The sequence below is a fragment of the Lutibacter sp. HS1-25 genome (assembly GCF_004121075.1).
GTDB lineage: Bacteria > Bacteroidota > Bacteroidia > Flavobacteriales > Flavobacteriaceae > Lutibacter.
In genome coordinates this window covers 98,737-114,954 of record NZ_RHLN01000002.1, presented here as the reverse complement: position 1 = coordinate 114,954, position 16,218 = coordinate 98,737, and the positions used below count along the sequence as shown (strand labels likewise).

Sequence of the window (16,218 nt, the reverse complement as noted above, 5' to 3'; positions counted from 1 at the left end):
AATTTAAAAGGTTATTTTAAATATGTTTTATTTAGAATTCCAATTTTTTACTTTACACAAATAACCTGTAACAGTTCGTATTTTGATTACAAAATTATTCCTGTAAGAAACTCATACAATTCCAGTTTAAAATTTTTATATTTTTGAGTGAACAAAAAAACGTCTTTTGCTAAATTGTGGTACTTTTCTAAATAATCATCACTTAACTTAAAAACATCTTTTTTTAAGATACTATCTACATAATTGTTGTACTGTTTTACTTTTTTATTTAAAACTGCATTTTCGGCTCTAAGTTGTTCAATTTCTTTTATAATCAATTGAAGTCTTTCAAATAAATTAGGAATATTTGATTTGAACACATTTAATAGGGTAAGTGATTTTAAAAAAAGCAATTCAATTTCAAAACAATCAAAATCTGAAATCCAAAGATTAGTATTGTAAAGCACTTCTTTGCAACTTTTATTGGTACTAAATGCCATATAAGAAATTGTTGGATTCATATCTCATCTTATTTTATTACCTGCAATTAAGTGTTATTTTCAAGATTGTAAAATGATTAATATCAATTGATTAGGTGTTTATTTTTAATGAAAATTTATTTTTTTATTGTTTTTTATAATGATGAATTACGGAATAATGAGCAAAATCATTTTGCAAATAACCATCAATCAATAGCTTTATAAAATCAAATAAAAATGGTTTAAATAATCAAGTGATTTCAAGTTTTTAGAAATGGGATATTTATCAATTTTAATTTAAAAATATAATATCATGGCACTAAATTTTAATCAATTTGCAGTAGAGGCAAACTCTTTTATGAAAGTGTATGCTGAAAAATTAAATATTACAGATAAAGACAAAGCAGGTCGTATTTTATCGTCCGTTTTACACGGATTAAGAGAGGTAATTTCAACCGAAGAATCTTTACAATTAATAGCTCAATTACCAATGTTTTTAAAAGCAGTTTATGTAAACGGGTGGTCTGGACATAAAAAACAAAAAATTAAAACCTTGATTGAGTTTATTGATTTGATAAACAGGTATGATGGCAATACAGCAGTACATGATTTTGAATCGGATGAAATTACAACAAAGTATATTAAAATAACTTTTTTAGCATTGCGAAAATACGTGTCGTTTGGAGAGTTAAATGATATAAGAACTGAGCTTCCAAAAGAATTGAAATCATTAATTTTTGAAGAATATTTAATTTAAACTATGTTTAAAATAGAAACAGGAAGCCTAGACTTCCTGTTTCGTTAAGAGGGGTTTTTGTTTTAGTTTAATTTTGTTTTTAAATATATTTTACTGCTAAAATAAACCTAAAAATAATTTCTTAAACTTAGACATATCACCCTCTTTATGCTGGTTTTATCTTATTTAAATTAAAGAACTTTAAATTGATAGTGTAAATGTAGTTGCTAAATTTTAGTATTTAAATGACTTGAGTCAATTGAGCTAATGATTGATGTCATAATTTTGACCTGTTTTAATTGTATATAAAGCCATAGGCTTTACTTAATAAAAATACACCTATTATAAAAAGCAGCATATAAATAAGTTGTACAAATTTTATGTTGATGTATTCTAAAAATTTTGAAGTTTTAATTGGAAAAATAAATAAAGATAAGCCAATAAAAAGAGCGCTCCAGCCAATAAGTGTAATTATCAAACGCCAATCATTTTCCCAAACATTGTGTGATAAAATATTTAAAAGTCCTACAATTATAGCAATAAACGAGATTAAGATTACAAATTTTTGATCTTTAAGGTCTTTTAAAAGTTGTAATATTCTTTTGGGGTTAAAAGTTAATATTGTAAAAAATATGATTAAATACCAGCCCCAAAATTTCGATAAAAAGATTGAAATGTTTTCCATAATTTAATTGTTTTGTTCATGTACTACTAAAAAAGGTATTTCAATATGATAGCTAATTTCTTCAACGGTTGGTCTAAATAAAATACGTTGAAAAAGGTTGATGTTTTTTGCAACCATTACAATCATATTGATGTTTCTGCTTTCGACAAAACATTGTATGCCGTTTTCAATTTTTTTATTTGTAATTCTATGAAAACTATGTTTTCTGTTTATAAAAAAATCGTGTAAATAGTTTTTATTATCTTGTTGAAAACTGGTTAGTTCTTCATCTTTTCTTACTACGTGTAAAATACGGATAGCCGATCTAAACATTTTAGCAATTTCGGCAATACTGTTTAAAATAGCAGTTGGATAAAAAATATTATAATCTGTAGGAAAAGCTATTTCTTTAGGTGTACTAAAAACAGCTTTTTCAGGAACCACAAGTACAGGGCATTTTACTTGTGTAATTAAATCTCCTGTGTTGCTGCCAAGTATAATTTCGTTTAAACCTGAAGCGCCCTTTGTACCCATAACAATTAAGTCAATAAAATTTTCTTTGATTTGTTCTCTTATGGCATCAACAAAATAATTATAACTATTTATATCAAAGAATTTATGAGTAGCACTAAGCGGGTGCTTTTTTACTTTATCTAAAAATTTTTTCAAATCTGTTTTAGCTTTTTTTAGTAAAGTTTTATCCAAAACTTCAGTTGTAGGATATATTGTAAATTCGCCGCTTGTATAATTACTTATTAATGTAACGTGCAGTAAATAAAAATCACAAGGAGTATCTTTAAAAAATGCCAAAGCATATTTTATTGCGTTCCAAGAATTTTCTGAAAAGTCGGTAGGAAGTAAAATATTCTTCATTTGAACATTTGGATTAAAATTATTAACTAATTTAATATGTGATGTTCAAAGGCAAAATGATATAAATCAATTTAAGAAATTAGCTAGTATTAATTCATTTTTTTTAGCTTGTTTAGGTCAATAATTTCAATATTACTTCCTTTAAAATCTATAATTCCATCTTTTTTAAAATCAGATAAAGTTCTTATAAAAGTTTCAGTAGCAATACCTGCAATACTGGCTAAATCGCTTCTCGAAATTTTAATATTTTCATTGGGGCGTTTTTTCATTTTTTCAGTAAACTGAAGAATTGTATTGGCTGTTTTTTTACGAACAGAGCTGTAAGCCATTTGTAATAATTGATTTTTAAAATCAGAAACATTGTCTGTAAGAAAATCGATCAATTCAAGGGTTACATTTGGGTTTTCGGCTAAGATTTGTTTTAAATCTCGTTTAGATAACCTAAAAACCTGCGTGTTTTCTATGGCTGTTGCAAATTCTTGATAAGGAATATTTTGCGAAAAGGAGGTAAAGCCAAAAAAATCATTTTCTTTGTGCAGAGCAGTAATTAGCTCTTTTCCCTGCTCATCAATTTTATATGTTTTTACAACGCCTTGTTTGATTAAAAATACATAATTGGAGTTGTCGCCTTGTTGGTATATAGTTTCATTTGTTTGGTATGAAAATCCTTCAACATTTTGATTAAAATAGGTTTTAAGGTTTTCTAAATTTTTAATGGGTTCATCAAAATCTTTTTTAATTTCTCCTGCGGATTGTATTTCTAAATTTTCTTTAAGTATGGCAACCTTGGCCAATCGACTTTCAATAGCGCTAAACAATTCAGACTCATCAAAAGGTTTTGTAATATAATCATCGGCACCTAAATTCATGCCTTTTCTAACATCTTTATGTTCTGTTTTTGCTGATAAAAAAATAAAAGGAATGTGTTTGGTAATAATATCTTTAGAAAGTATTTGTAGTACTCCAAAACCGTTTAACTCAGGCATCATAATATCACAAATAATAAGATCAGGCATGTGTTTTTTTGCTTCAATCAATCCGGTTTTGCCATTGTTTGCTGTTACAACATGATAGTTTGCCAATTCTAAAAGTTCAGCAGTATTTTCACGAACCACTTTGTCATCTTCGATTAATAATATTTTTTTCATTATTTGTGATTTATGGGTAATTCAAATGTAAAAACAGAACCTTTATTTTCTTCACTGGTAAAATAAATGTTTCCGCCTAAATTCTCTAAATGTGATTTTACAATATTTAATCCTATTCCAGTACCTTGTTCATTTAAAACATTTTCAGCTCTAAAATAACGTTTAAATATAAATTTCTGTTCTTTTTCAGGTATACCAATCCCTTGATCTGTAACTTTAAATACAATGTTTTGTTGTTTTTTATAGATCTCTAAATCAATGGTAGCATCTTGTGGAGAATATTTTATGGCATTGTAAATTACATTAGACAATGCCAGTTCTAAAAATTTTTCATCTTGGTAAAGTACAAATTCATCAGTGTTATTTGGTGTGTTTATTTTTTGGCCATTTTTTAAAAGCATATTGGCATTGTAAACTACTTCATTAACAATTTTGCTTAAATTAAAAGTGTTAAACTTATAGTTTACATTGTTAGAGTCCAAACGTTCAATTGATAAAAAATCGTTTAAAATATTGTTAAGATAGTTTACCTTACCAATTATTGTTTCGATGTGTTTTTGCCTTTTTTCTTGATGTTGGTTTGAATGATACTTGCCAAGTAATATTGCAGATGTTAAAATACCACTTAAAGGAGTTTTAAATTCATGGGAAACAAGCGATAAAAATTTTGTTTTTAACTCGTTCAATTCCATTTCTTTTTTTAGTGCAATTTTAATTTTATGCTCAGCTTCCAGTCTTTGGGAAATTTCTTTTTTATAATTAATATTTAATTCTTTTAACTGCTTAATTGTATTGTTTAGTTGAGCAGTTCTTTCTGAAATTTTTTTATCTAAATCTCTATTTAAATTTTCAATTTTTTTTTCGGCTTCCTTTCGTGTTGTAATATCAATAATTAAAGCAATTACATAAATTTCATTATTCACCGTAAATGGATTTAAACCAATTTCTAAAGGGAATTCTTTGTTGTTTTTTGTTATCCCATATAAATTGGAAGAGTGATCAACTTTTCGAACATTGTTATTTTTAATGAAAGTATTAAAATAACGGTTATGATTTACGGCATATCTTTTAGGAATTAAAACTGAAAGATGTAAGTTGTTAAGTTCATTGGTGTTATATCCAAACATTTTTTCGGCAGAAGGGTTTGCAGCAACAATAATTTGGGTATTATTAACCACAATTACACCTTCAGGCATAGCCTTAAATAAAATGTCGAAAATATTTTTATTTTGATGAAACATAAATAATTATTTACCAATGTTTAACTATAAAAATAAAATTAATTTCAAAGGGCTTAAAACAGGAAGTTAGAATTAATAGTTCTTACTTAATCAAGTATTTATGAATATTAATTTCTTATAAATTTAGGGAATAATTATTTTAAATACAATACTTTACAGGGTTTATTGTATGTATTATTTTATAAAATAAAAAAATGCTTTTGAAGTTTTTTATTGGTAATAATTAAAATATCTGTAATCAATTTTAAACTTTTTTAAATCACTTTTGAAAGCCAACCTTATTTTTTAATGATGGAACTTCCCATTCAATCATTTTTTTTAAAAACGCATCTACTTCTTCAACAATAACCTTTTCAGTAATTTCTTGAGGTGTGTAAATTGTCAAATCACTGTCTGTACTTGTATTGGCATCATCATTTAAACCCGAAACCGGATATAATACAAATACATTTACATCGCCATTATAAGTTTGTGAAAAAACCAATGCGCCACCCTGTAAAAATTGATAGGTTGGAATTTGATTGGTTTTTTCAATTAAATCTGGTGGAAAAGAATCGAATGTAATGTTTACTGCTTCATTGGTATTTATCCAGCTCAATTCTTGTACCCGCCAACCAATATTGTACTGTTCAACAGTGGCATTTAAAACTTTAAGTAATAAGTCTCGGGTATGAGTTTTCCAATAAATCTTTTTTTCAACAACTGTTTTAATAGATGCTTTATAGTCGTTAATTCGCTCCTCTAAATGTTCTGTTTTCATCATTCAATGTTTTTGGATTAATTGAAAAATTATGCTGGATATTAAAATTTTAAACTATTCTTTTTGTTTTTCTTCTTTAGCTTTTTGTTTTTCCAATTTTTTAAAATATCCTTTGGTTAAAAAATTATGTTTAAGCGCCTCTAAATTTTCGTTTAGCAATACACTTCCTTCTTTAATATTTTTCATAGTGGTATCAATATTTTCAACCAAGGTTGTATCATTTAACATATAATTTATAGTACCATTACCGTTTTTTACCAATGCTACAACATCATTAATATTTGAAACTAATGAATCGATTTTACTACTTGCTTTTTCTAAATTTGTTATAATTTCTTTAAGTTGATTTGCTGAAATGGAATCGCTTAGCAATACTGCCGCAAAGCTTTCATCGTAATTAATGGCTGCAATCATATTTTTTATATCGTTTATTGCAATGGACGCATTTGCACTAGCATTTTTTAAATTTAAGGTGGTGTTTTTTAAATTTGAAGCCATTTCTGTATCATTTATTAACAAGCCCAACGTGCCTTTTCCTTGGTTGATTGCTGTGGTTATTTTTAGCAAGTCGGAAGTAAGGATTGCGGCATTTTCATTGGTTGTATTTAAAGTTGAAAGCATATCATTTGTACTAATTTTAGAAAAAGATTTGATGGTATCTCCCGGAATTAAAGTGAAAGAACTGTCTTTACTTGGCACAATATTAATAACCATACTTCCTACCAAACCATCTGATCCAATAGCTGCAATGGCATTCTTTTTAAGGTGTTTCAAAAATTTATCTTCAATAACCATATCAACACAAATAGTTGTGTCGTTAATCATGTTTATTTTTTTAACGGTTCCAACATTAATACCAGAATAGCGAACGTTATTGCCCAATATTAAACCATTAACATTGTTAAAAACGGCACTTATTCTAAAGGTTTTTCCAAAAAGATTTTGTTTGTTTCCTATAAAATAAAGCAAAGAAATTAATAGCAATGTGCTAATAATAACAAATATGCCCAATCTTATTTTTTGTGAGTTTGACTTTTCCATGAGAATATCTATTTAAAAAATGCCTGAATTTTTTTATCCTTATTTGCCAAGAGTTCGTTAAAAGTGCCTTCAGCATAATTAATACCATCAATTAATAAAATCATTCTGTTTGAAATTACCCTGGCACAATCTATATCATGGGTTATTATAAGTGATGAGGTTCTGTATTTTAGTTGAATATCTTTCATCAATTCAATAATTTCTTTGGCAGTTATTGGATCTAAACCTGTTGTGGGTTCATCATAAATAATAATTTTTGGTTTTAAAATTAATGCTCTTGCTAGGGCAACTCTTCTTTTCATTCCTCCAGAAAGTTCTTCGGGCATTAAATCTATTGCCGATTTAAGTCCTACACTGTCTAATGTTTCAACAACCAAGTTTTCTAAATCTATTGCATTGATCTTTTGTTTTCTCAAAGGAAATTCTAAATTTTCGCGCACAGTCATAGAGTCGTACAATGCACTTCCCTGAAAAAGAAAGCCAATTTCGGTTCTTAAAATGTTGAGTTCTTGTTGTTTTAAATCTGTTAAATTTCGTCCTTCAATTTCAATAAAACCGCTGTCGGGCTGCATAAGTCCAACCAAGCATTTTATCATGACCGATTTTCCGGATCCTGATTTTCCCATGATTACTAAATTTTCACCTTCAAACAATTCCATTGAAAAACCATTAAGCACATGATTGTCTCCAAAGCTTTTTTTAAGGTCTTTAATTTTTAAAACGGGCTTTATGTTTTTAGTTGTTTTCATACTAAATTTCAAAGAAAATATCAGAAATAAATACCGCTATAAAATCGATAATAAACAACAACATAGAAGCATATACTACTGCAGAGTTTGAAGCTTCACCAACGCCAACTGTTCCTTTTTTACAATTATATCCCTTAAAACAACCTACCAGTCCAATTGCAAATCCGAAAAGGAAAGATTTTGTAGTTGCAGGTATTACGTCTGAAAATTTTAAAGCTTCAATTACTTTGTTGAAATACAGTAAAAACGAAACATCTCCTTTTAAATTTTCAATAAGAGCTGAGCCAACCAAAGCAATTGCATCACCAAAAATAATAAGCAATGGCAACATTAAAGTTGCAGCCATAATACGTGTTACAACTAAATATTTAAACGGATTTGTACCAGAAACTTCCATAGCATCAATTTGCTCTGTTACACGCATAGAACCCAACTCGGCACCTATGCCAGAACTTATTTTACCAGCACAAATTAGCGCTATAATTACTGGGCCAATTTCGCGTACTATTGAAATACTAACCATTGATGGCATCCAGGATGCTGCACCAAATTCCATTAAAGTAGGTCTAGATTGTAGTGTAAAAACAAGTCCTAAAATAAATCCTGTTACACCAACCAATAGCAAAGACCGATTTCCCATATTGAAACATTGACGAAGCAATTCCTTAAATTCAAAAGGTCTTGTAAAAGCTTCTTTAAAAAAGCGTTTTGCAAAATAAGTTAGTTCACCTATTTCAAGTAAAAATGATTGAATGTTTTTTGATATTTTAAGTGAAATTGCCATAAAGTAGTTTTTGTCAAGATTCACTTATCTAATTTAGAAATGTTAATTTGGTATAAAAATGATATCCATCAATTTAAATGTATAAAGCAGTTAAACATAAAAAAAGCTGTCAGTTTCGACAGCCTTTTTATTATGTTTTTGTGAAAAAACTAAAGTATGTTTCCTTCAGCATCACATTTAACTTTAATACGTTTGTCACCATTAATCAAAGTAATTTTATATTTTTTGGTGATATTTCCAGACTTGTCGTAGTAGTTAACCAAATATAAATCTTTTTCAAAACTCCAATTAGGATATTGTTTTGCTATGCTGTTGCGAACTTCAATTGGAAGCGTTACATCTTTAAATCTTTCAGCAGTTCGTAAAATAGTACCTTCTTTATCATAAGTAGCAAGTATACTTCCTTCAGGAATATAAAATGAGATAATATAAGAATCATACTCATCATCATAAAATTCGGAACTTGCAATATCATAGCTTGCCACTTTTTGTTCTAATAAAGCAACTGGTATAGACGCATTTTCAAGACCTGTTTTGTTTAAATATTTATAATTTGTGGCAGAAATTACGACTTCAGATAATTCGATTGTTTTAATTTCCTGAGCGTAAGTATGGATGGTTAATCCAAGAATTATTAAACCAAAGATTAATTTTTTCATGATAGTAAATTTAAATTAATACGTTTATAGATAACACTTTATCTTTATTGTACCTAAATTAGTTGGTTGCTAATTTGTTGACAATGAGATTGGTCAGTTTGTTTTATGAGATGTATTTGGTTTGTAGTATTTTTGTTTATAGCGCAATTGAAATAGTTATTCGTATCGCAAAGCATCTATTGGGTTTAATTTTGCGGCTTTTTTTGCAGGAAAATATCCAAATGCAATACCAACCAAAGCTGCAAAACCAAAACCAATTACAATAGAGTAGGGCGCTGTTGGAATAAAAAAGTTGGTGAATTTGTAAATCAACAGATTTCCAACCACACCTAAAGCAACTCCCAAAACACCACCCGACAAACTCAAAACAATTGCTTCAATTAAAAACTGGGTTAAAATATCGCTTTCTCGGGCGCCAATGGCTAGCCTGGTTCCAATTTCACGTGTTCTTTCGGTTACTGAAACCAACATAATATTCATAATACCAATACCACCAACTATTAATGAAATGCTTGCAACAGCACCCAATAAAATGGTTAAAATACCAGTAACATTTCCTGTAATTTCCTGCAATTCTATTTGTGTTGTAATTTCAAAATCATCTTCTTCACCTTCTAAAATTTTGTGAGATTCTCGCATTAACTCAGTCGCTTCAATTTCAGCATCAACAATATGATCTTCATTAATGGCGCTTGCCATAATAATATCATAACCACTTCTATGTCCGTGTAATCGGTTTTGAATGGTTGTGTAGGGTGCCAAAATAATATCGTCCTGATCTTGTCCCATTGCACCTTTTCCTTCTTCTTTAAGCAAACCAACAACAGTAAACGGAATTTTATCTATCCTAATTTGTCGGCCATTAGGATCTAAATCTGAAAACAATTCGTCTTTTAAGGTTTTACCTATAACACATACTTTACCGGCTGTTTTTACATCTTCATCTTTAAAAAAATCACCTGTAGATAAATCTCTACTTAAAATGTCAAAATACTGATCATTAACACCGTAAATAGCAATTGATTTATAGCCATTAGGACCAATAGCCTGTGCGACTTCTACAATTAAAGGCGATAATTTTGAAATCCAAACAGCGTTGTTTTGCAGCAGGTCAAAATCTTTTTTGTTGATGGGTTTTCCCATTCTCACATGAGCGCCAGCCCTGTGTTCGGTTTTTGTATAAATCATTAATAAATTTGTACCCAAACCAGATATTTGTTTTTGAACTTCAAGTGTTGCACCTTCACCTGCAGAAATGGTCATAATTACAGCAGCAACGCCAATAATAATGCCTAATACCGTTAGTAAACTACGCGATCTGTTTTTATTAATTGCCTGAAAGGCGACCTTAAATGTTTTAAAAAATTGTCGCATTTTATTGTTAATTAAGTGGTTAAAGCCAGCTCTTTTAAAGCACTTTCTTTGGTGCTTCTATTTTTTATAAGTTCATCTGTTAAAACAGCACCATCTCTTAAATAAATGATGCGTTTTGCAAACTGAGCAATATCTGGTTCATGCGTAATCATTAAAATAGTTTTGCCTTCATTGTTTAATTTTACAAACAAATCGGCTACATCAATACTTGTTTTGCTGTCCAAATTTCCGGTAGCTTCGTCTGATAGAATTAAAGCAGGATCGTTTACCAAGGCTCTTGCAATGGCTACACGTTGTTGTTCTCCACCCGAAAGTTGATTTGTTTTATGGTAAATGCGATCTTTTAAACCAACTTGTTCCAAAGCTTTTTTTGCAAGCTCTTTAGGATTGGAAAATTTACCTGATTTGCTGTAAATTAGTGGTAATTCAACATTTTCAATTGCAGAAGTGCGAGATAATAAATTGTAATTTTGAAATATAAATCCGATTTTCTGATTTCTTATATCGGCCAATTCATTTTTATTTAGCTTATTAACATGAATTTCATCCAAAAAATAATCTCCTGAAGTTGGTTTATCTAAACAGCCTAAAATATTTAACAATGTAGATTTTCCAGATCCAGAAGCGCCCATTATGGCTACAAATTCGCCCTCTTTTATGGTAATATTTACATTTGAAACAGCGTGAACTTCAATGTCTCCATTTTTAAAAATGCGGCATAAATTAATGGTTTCTATCACTTTTTTTGAAGTCATTTTTTTGATTTTATACCGTTAATTATTTTTGTGCCTTCTTTTAAAGGAATGCTGTCTAAAAAACTTTTTATTTCAGACTGCAATCCGGTTTTTATACCAATTGCTATAAATTTAAATTCTAGTTTTCCTTTTTCATTTTTTATAAAAAAACCATCAATTTCTGGGGGTAATTTTTTTTTGAAATTTTCTGAAGTATATAATTCTTCGGTATTAATTGCATGTATAAAACTTGGTTGAATAGAATCTGGTAAATAAGCTTTTCCTTTAGTTAGAAGCAGCGGTTTTATTTCAGCTAACATAACTTCATTAGGTCTAAAACGCAATGTAGAGTTGTTAACAAGTAAAACGTTATTTGCAACTTTAATAATAAATTCTATACTTGCTGTCATTCCTGGAAGTAGCAATTTTTCTTCATTGTTAACATCAATAACTACCTGATAATTAACTATATTGTTTATTTTTATGGGTTGCATTCTAATTTGACTTACTTGTCCGTAAAATATTTTTTTAGGATAAGTTTGTACTGTAAATCGTGCTTTTAAGCCATTTTTAATATAACCGATGTCACTTTCATCAACATCGGCTAATATTTGCATTTTAGACAGATCTTCAGCAATAATAAACATAGTTGGTGTGGCAAAAGAGGCAGCTACGGTTTGACCTTCTTCAACACTTCTTTCGGTTATGGTGCCACTTATAGGCGAAGTAATATGTGCGTAGCCTATAGAAACTTCAATATTTTTTACAGCAGCCAATGCTGCTTTATGGGCACTTTCAGCCTGTTCAAAATTGTATTTTGAATTTTGAAATTCTTTGTCTGAAATAACCCCAAAATCAAATTGCTTTTTATCACGTTCAAGTTCGTCTCTAGCGTGATTTAGTTGTGCTAAACTTACCGCTAAATTTGCTTGCGCACTGCTTAAATTGGTTTTCAATAATTTTAAATCCATTTCAGCTAAAAGTTGACCGGCAGTAACTTTGTCATTATAGTCTACATATATTTTTTTAATGGTTCCAGAAATTTGTGTACCAACTTCAACAGTATTTATGGCCTCTAAAGTACCTGTGCTAGAGACGATAGTTTCTATATTTCCTTTTTCTAAAAAAGTATAGGTAAATTCTAAATTCTTTGCTTTTAAAGCTGGTTTAAATTTAAAATATACAATTGCAGAAATACATAAAACTCCAAAAACAATCCATCTCCACTTTTTCATAATTAAAAGATTTTAAAACTTTTTTGATGGTTAAAATTAGAAAGGAACCTTAAAAAATGAAATGATGATACTCATCTCTAAATAGCTGTAAATTGAGAGATGTCATTTATTTATTTAACATAGGTCACTACTTTTAAGTTGCTTATTTAGTTGATTTTAAATAAAATAAATATGAACACTATTTTGCATGCCACCGATTTTTCAGAAAATGCAATTGCTGCATTAAAATATGCACATGCATTAAGTTTAAAAACCAATGCTAGTTTATATGTGATTCATGTTTTTGATATGTCATCGTTAAGTTCAGATTTAAACAGTGATTTTTTGTTACCTCCCAAAGCTACTTTTGAGCAGAAAAGAGAAAAATTAAAGCAGTTTTGTAAAACTCATTTAGAAAATCAGGATTTAACAAAACAATTAAAAATGATTGCTGTTGAAAACAAAAATAGTGCAACCGGAATTATATCAAAAGCTTTAGAAATCAATCCTTCATTAATAGTAACTGGAGCAAAGGGAGAAAGCACTTTTGAAGAACTTTTAACGGGAAATAATACCGTTAAACAACTAATTGAAAAAGCACCGTTTCCGGTACTTACAATTCCAAAAGATATAACATTAAATCAATTGGAAACACTTGTTTATGCAACAGATTTTGAAGAAGAAGATATCAATGCAATTTTTAAACTAAGTCAAATAGCTAAAATTTTTGATGCTACTATTAAAATTGTACATGTTTCATCTAAAAACGAAAGTTACGGACAACAAGAAATGGAATGGTTTAAAGAATTGATAAACGAAAAAATTACCTATGATAAATTAGATTTTGATTTGATATTTTCTGAAGATATTTATGATATTTTAAAAATCTATTTAACAAAAATAAATGCCGATTTATTGGCAATGCTTGAAAGATCAAAAAAAGATTTTATCAAAAAAATATTTCATCAAGATTTGGTTAAAAAAATGGAATATACAAGTGCTATACCTTTACTAAGTTACAATCAAATAAATATGTTAAGTAATTGATATTTAATATTTTGATTGGTTTTTTTTGGTGGAATTATGAATTTTTAAAAGGGAAAACTTGTATGTTAATTTCTATTATTAACTTAAAAAAACTAATTATGTATACTTCTAAATTTTATCCGCTACCTTTAAAAACTTTTGAAGTGCTGGCAGCAAATCACGATATGCATTGTGTTTCAATTTATCTTCCTTTGTACAAATCGGGTAAAGAACAAAACGAGCATTTGGCACAAGAAACATTGAAAAACTGTATTAAAAATGTGCACAAAACATTGCAAGAATACCAACTAAGTGATGCTGAAATAATCACTTATTTAAAACCCATTGAAAAACTAATTTTTAATGCTGAGTTGTGGAGAAATTCGGCTGATGGTTTGGCTATTTTTTTAGACAAAAATGGATTGCAATATTACGCACTACCTATTAAATTTGAAGCCAAAACACATGTTGCAAGTTCCTTTTATTTAACACCTTTATTTCCTTTATTTCAAGATGATGAAATGTATTTTTTATTAGAACTAAGTCAGGATTATGTTAAATTATACGAAGCTTCAAAATACGGATTAACCAATCTTCATATTAAAGATTTAGCACCCGATACCTTAGAAAAAGCTGTTGGATTTGATTTTAAACAAAAAATGTTACAATTTAGAAGTGGTAAGGCGGCATTTAATGCTGGATCTTTTCACGGACATGGTGAAGGTATTGATGACGAACAAAAAGAAATCATTACTTTTTTTAGGGCTATAGACAAAGCGGTGAATAAATCTATTAAAAACAACAAAGCACCTTTGGTTATTGCAAGCACAAATAATGTATTTAACACCTATAAACAAATAAATACCTATCCAAATCTTTATGGAGAAAATTGTAAAGGAGACCCTGAATTTATTAATAAAACCAAGCTGCACGAAGTTTCTTTTAAGTTGATAAAACCGTATTTTTCAGCAACAAAAAAACAACAACTAACTAAATTTCAGGAACTATACCACACTCCTAAAATTTCATACCAGTTAAATGAAATTATCCCTGCTGCTATTTCAGGAAAAATTGAAACTTTATTTGTTGAAAAAGACCTGGATGAATTTGGAGTGTTTAATAAAGAAAATGGTAAGCTAACCTTAGGAAGTGAAAAAGAAATTCAAAATAGTTCGCTTATTAACTTAGCTGCTGTACAAACTTTTTTAAACCAAGGTAAAGTTTATGTGCTAAACCATGACGAAATGCCTGTAAAAGGAAGGTTGTTAAATGCGGTTTTTAGGTATTGAAATTCAGTTTGTTAGTGATTTTTAAGAGGTTTTTAAATTGATGAAAATCATTTGGAAACTCAAGATTCGTTCCTAATTTCACATTATATTAATCATAAAAACAACAAATTATGTCAGTTTTAAAAGTTATAGAAGTTTTAGGAAATTCTACCGTTAGTTTTGAGGATGCAGTACAAAATGTAGTAAATGAAGCATCAAAATCAGTTAAAAACATCAAATCTGTTTATATAGAAAATATGCAGGTAAAAGTGAATGATAATATGATTACAGAATACAGAGTTAATACCAAAGTTTGTTTTGGAATTTTAGATGGATAAATAGGTGTATATACTTTATTTTGGTGGCGAATTTTAAAATATAATTTAAAAATAGGCTGTCTGAAAAGTGAACTTTTTACATAGCCTATTTTATTTTATGAAAAAGAAAAGCCTTTTGTGATAACAATCATATCTTAAAATGATGGTAATCATATAGTAAAAAATATTTAGAGCATAAATTTGTTGTATTAATTAAAGTTCTTATAAACAAGTTAAATTATACTGAAAGGGTTTAGATACTTTTTGATGGAAGTTATGGTTTATTATTCTAATTTTTAGAAATAAAAGTTTTTTGAAAGATTGTTTCAATATCAATAAGTTACCAAAGTCTTTTCAGGATGAAACAGGAAGTTTAGGCTTCCTGTTTCTAAAAAATAGGTCTTTGTTGTTAAAAAACATGAAGGTTAAAAAAGAAGGGTTTAAATGTTTTATAAACACAAACTAATTTCAGTTTTATTAATTTAAAAATAACATAAGAAGTTGTTTAGTTTTTAAATAATAGCTTAAACTCTCTAAAAAAAGGAAGTATTTACTTCCTTTTTTTTATGAATATTATGTTAAAAATGTTAGTTAATTGTCTGAAATTGAGGGAAATCATTTTGTGGGATTGTTATTAGAGATAAATTTGAGTAATTAATTAGATTGTTTAATTTAAAACCATAAAATTATGTCACTCGTAAAATTTAGAAAAAGTCCGTTAGAAAATTTGTTAGCACCAGATTTTTTAGATTTTAACGCAAATAGCCTACTTAACGATAGGGTTTGGTTAAAAAAAATGAATGAACCAGCTTTGAATATCAAAGAAAAAAAGGATGAATTTGAAATTGAATTGGCAGCTCCTGGATTTAGTAAAAAAGATTTTGAAGTTACCATTGATAACGGTTGTTTAAATATTTCAGCAAAAAAGGAAATATCTAAAGAAGAAAAAGAAGAAGATTATACTCGAAAAGAGTTTAGCTACAATGCTTTTGAAAGATCTTTGCAATTGCCTGAAAATGTTGCTGACGAAAAAATCAAAGCAAAATACGACAATGGAATTTTAAAATTTAGCCTTGCTAAAAAAGAAGAATCCAAAAAAATGAAACCTAAAGTTATTGAAATTTCTTAAGGAATTTAAAATGGGGAAATTTTGTATGAAATAATAAAGATAT

Annotated in this window: 18 protein-coding genes; 5 read left to right on the top strand and 13 right to left on the bottom strand. The window is 28.5% G+C overall.

The genetic code is table 11. The annotated features are described in order from the left end of the window. Positions 1–86: 86 nt before the first annotated feature. Complete coding sequence (locus EC396_RS01955) at positions 87–500, bottom strand: hypothetical protein (RefSeq protein WP_129365023.1); 414 nt, start codon at positions 498–500, stop codon at positions 87–89. A gap of 271 nt (positions 501–771) precedes the next feature. Here EC396_RS01955 and EC396_RS01950 point away from each other — a divergent pair, with 271 nt between their 5' ends. Next, positions 772–1,215 (top strand): DUF2267 domain-containing protein, encoded by a 444-nt coding sequence (locus EC396_RS01950; protein ID WP_129365022.1) that lies wholly within the window; start codon positions 772–774, stop codon positions 1,213–1,215. Between the two features lie 274 nt (positions 1,216–1,489). Here EC396_RS01950 and EC396_RS01945 read toward each other — a convergent pair whose 3' ends face one another. The 12 genes from EC396_RS01945 to EC396_RS01890 form a co-directional block, all read right to left on the bottom strand. After that, positions 1,490–1,879 (bottom strand): hypothetical protein, encoded by a 390-nt coding sequence (locus EC396_RS01945; protein WP_129365021.1) that lies wholly within the window; start codon positions 1,877–1,879, stop codon positions 1,490–1,492. Positions 1,880–1,882: 3 nt separating this feature from the next. Further along, on the bottom strand, positions 1,883–2,731 hold the full coding sequence (locus EC396_RS01940; RefSeq protein WP_129365020.1) for a universal stress protein: 849 nt from the start codon (positions 2,729–2,731) through the stop codon (positions 1,883–1,885). An 89-nt stretch (positions 2,732–2,820) separates the two neighbouring features. Continuing rightward, the gene (locus EC396_RS01935) at positions 2,821–3,879 is read right to left on the bottom strand and encodes a response regulator (protein WP_129365019.1); all 1,059 of its coding nucleotides are present in this window, start codon (positions 3,877–3,879) and stop codon (positions 2,821–2,823) included. Continuing rightward, the gene (locus EC396_RS01930; RefSeq protein WP_129365018.1) at positions 3,879–5,120 is read right to left on the bottom strand and encodes an ATP-binding protein; all 1,242 of its coding nucleotides are present in this window, start codon (positions 5,118–5,120) and stop codon (positions 3,879–3,881) included. The genes EC396_RS01935 and EC396_RS01930 overlap by 1 nt, the downstream gene beginning before the upstream one ends. Before the next feature lie 259 nt (positions 5,121–5,379). Further along, entirely contained in the window at positions 5,380–5,883 is a 504-nt protein-coding gene (locus EC396_RS01925; RefSeq protein WP_164975181.1) for a hypothetical protein, read from the bottom strand. Between the two features lie 51 nt (positions 5,884–5,934). Continuing rightward, positions 5,935–6,921: an MlaD family protein gene (locus tag EC396_RS01920; protein WP_129365016.1), complete on the bottom strand. Its 987-nt coding sequence runs from the start codon at positions 6,919–6,921 to the stop codon at positions 5,935–5,937. A gap of 8 nt (positions 6,922–6,929) precedes the next feature. Beyond that, positions 6,930–7,670: an ABC transporter ATP-binding protein gene (locus EC396_RS01915; RefSeq protein WP_129365015.1), complete on the bottom strand. Its 741-nt coding sequence runs from the start codon at positions 7,668–7,670 to the stop codon at positions 6,930–6,932. Position 7,671: 1 nt separating this feature from the next. Beyond that, the gene (locus EC396_RS01910; RefSeq protein WP_129365014.1) at positions 7,672–8,454 is read right to left on the bottom strand and encodes an ABC transporter permease; all 783 of its coding nucleotides are present in this window, start codon (positions 8,452–8,454) and stop codon (positions 7,672–7,674) included. A 149-nt stretch (positions 8,455–8,603) separates the two neighbouring features. Next, complete coding sequence (locus EC396_RS01905) at positions 8,604–9,113, bottom strand: nicotinate-nucleotide adenylyltransferase (protein WP_129365013.1); 510 nt, start codon at positions 9,111–9,113, stop codon at positions 8,604–8,606. A gap of 156 nt (positions 9,114–9,269) precedes the next feature. Next, positions 9,270–10,487 carry an ABC transporter permease gene (locus EC396_RS01900; RefSeq protein WP_129365012.1) on the bottom strand — a complete coding sequence of 406 codons (1,218 nt, stop codon included), beginning with the start codon at positions 10,485–10,487 and terminating at the stop codon, positions 9,270–9,272. A gap of 11 nt (positions 10,488–10,498) precedes the next feature. After that, positions 10,499–11,242, bottom strand: coding sequence for an ABC transporter ATP-binding protein (locus tag EC396_RS01895; protein ID WP_129365011.1), 744 nt, complete (start codon positions 11,240–11,242; stop codon positions 10,499–10,501). Next, the gene (locus tag EC396_RS01890) at positions 11,239–12,456 is read right to left on the bottom strand and encodes an efflux RND transporter periplasmic adaptor subunit (RefSeq protein WP_129365010.1); all 1,218 of its coding nucleotides are present in this window, start codon (positions 12,454–12,456) and stop codon (positions 11,239–11,241) included. The genes EC396_RS01895 and EC396_RS01890 overlap by 4 nt, the downstream gene beginning before the upstream one ends. Positions 12,457–12,627: 171 nt before the next feature. Between EC396_RS01890 and EC396_RS01885 the strand changes: the two genes are divergently transcribed. From EC396_RS01885 to EC396_RS01870, 4 genes are all read left to right on the top strand, one after another. Then, the gene (locus EC396_RS01885) at positions 12,628–13,482 is read left to right on the top strand and encodes a universal stress protein (RefSeq protein WP_129365009.1); all 855 of its coding nucleotides are present in this window, start codon (positions 12,628–12,630) and stop codon (positions 13,480–13,482) included. A 98-nt stretch (positions 13,483–13,580) separates the two neighbouring features. Beyond that, on the top strand, positions 13,581–14,750 hold the full coding sequence (locus tag EC396_RS01880) for a hypothetical protein (RefSeq protein ID WP_129365008.1): 1,170 nt from the start codon (positions 13,581–13,583) through the stop codon (positions 14,748–14,750). A gap of 110 nt (positions 14,751–14,860) precedes the next feature. Then, on the top strand, positions 14,861–15,067 hold the full coding sequence (locus EC396_RS01875; protein WP_129365007.1) for a dodecin family protein: 207 nt from the start codon (positions 14,861–14,863) through the stop codon (positions 15,065–15,067). A 667-nt stretch (positions 15,068–15,734) separates the two neighbouring features. Then, entirely contained in the window at positions 15,735–16,175 is a 441-nt protein-coding gene (locus EC396_RS01870; RefSeq protein WP_129365006.1) for an Hsp20/alpha crystallin family protein, read from the top strand. The last annotated feature ends 43 nt before the right edge of the window (positions 16,176–16,218 follow it).

Excerpts from the sequence above, each read along its gene's own strand:
- EC396_RS01920 (WP_129365016.1), bottom strand. The coding sequence starts at position 6,921 with ATGGAAAAGTCAAACTCACAAAAAATAAGATTGGGCATATTTGTTATT.
- EC396_RS01890 (WP_129365010.1), bottom strand. The coding sequence starts at position 12,456 with ATGAAAAAGTGGAGATGGATTGTTTTTGGAGTTTTATGTATTTCTGCA.
- EC396_RS01900 (WP_129365012.1), bottom strand. The coding sequence starts at position 10,487 with ATGCGACAATTTTTTAAAACATTTAAGGTCGCCTTTCAGGCAATTAAT.
- EC396_RS01930 (WP_129365018.1), bottom strand. The coding sequence starts at position 5,120 with ATGTTTCATCAAAATAAAAATATTTTCGACATTTTATTTAAGGCTATG.
- EC396_RS01880 (WP_129365008.1), top strand. The coding sequence starts at position 13,581 with ATGTATACTTCTAAATTTTATCCGCTACCTTTAAAAACTTTTGAAGTG.
- EC396_RS01910 (WP_129365014.1), bottom strand. The coding sequence starts at position 8,454 with ATGGCAATTTCACTTAAAATATCAAAAAACATTCAATCATTTTTACTT.
- EC396_RS01950 (WP_129365022.1), top strand. The coding sequence starts at position 772 with ATGGCACTAAATTTTAATCAATTTGCAGTAGAGGCAAACTCTTTTATG.
- EC396_RS01940 (WP_129365020.1), bottom strand. The coding sequence starts at position 2,731 with ATGAAGAATATTTTACTTCCTACCGACTTTTCAGAAAATTCTTGGAAC.
- EC396_RS01885 (WP_129365009.1), top strand. The coding sequence starts at position 12,628 with ATGAACACTATTTTGCATGCCACCGATTTTTCAGAAAATGCAATTGCT.
- EC396_RS01895 (WP_129365011.1), bottom strand. The coding sequence starts at position 11,242 with ATGACTTCAAAAAAAGTGATAGAAACCATTAATTTATGCCGCATTTTT.
- EC396_RS01935 (WP_129365019.1), bottom strand. The coding sequence starts at position 3,879 with ATGAAAAAAATATTATTAATCGAAGATGACAAAGTGGTTCGTGAAAAT.
- EC396_RS01875 (WP_129365007.1), top strand. The coding sequence starts at position 14,861 with ATGTCAGTTTTAAAAGTTATAGAAGTTTTAGGAAATTCTACCGTTAGT.
- EC396_RS01870 (WP_129365006.1), top strand. The coding sequence starts at position 15,735 with ATGTCACTCGTAAAATTTAGAAAAAGTCCGTTAGAAAATTTGTTAGCA.
- EC396_RS01955 (WP_129365023.1), bottom strand. The coding sequence starts at position 500 with ATGAATCCAACAATTTCTTATATGGCATTTAGTACCAATAAAAGTTGC.
- EC396_RS01915 (WP_129365015.1), bottom strand. The coding sequence starts at position 7,670 with ATGAAAACAACTAAAAACATAAAGCCCGTTTTAAAAATTAAAGACCTT.
- EC396_RS01905 (WP_129365013.1), bottom strand. The coding sequence starts at position 9,113 with ATGAAAAAATTAATCTTTGGTTTAATAATTCTTGGATTAACCATCCAT.
- EC396_RS01925 (WP_164975181.1), bottom strand. The coding sequence starts at position 5,883 with ATGATGAAAACAGAACATTTAGAGGAGCGAATTAACGACTATAAAGCA.
- EC396_RS01945 (WP_129365021.1), bottom strand. The coding sequence starts at position 1,879 with ATGGAAAACATTTCAATCTTTTTATCGAAATTTTGGGGCTGGTATTTA.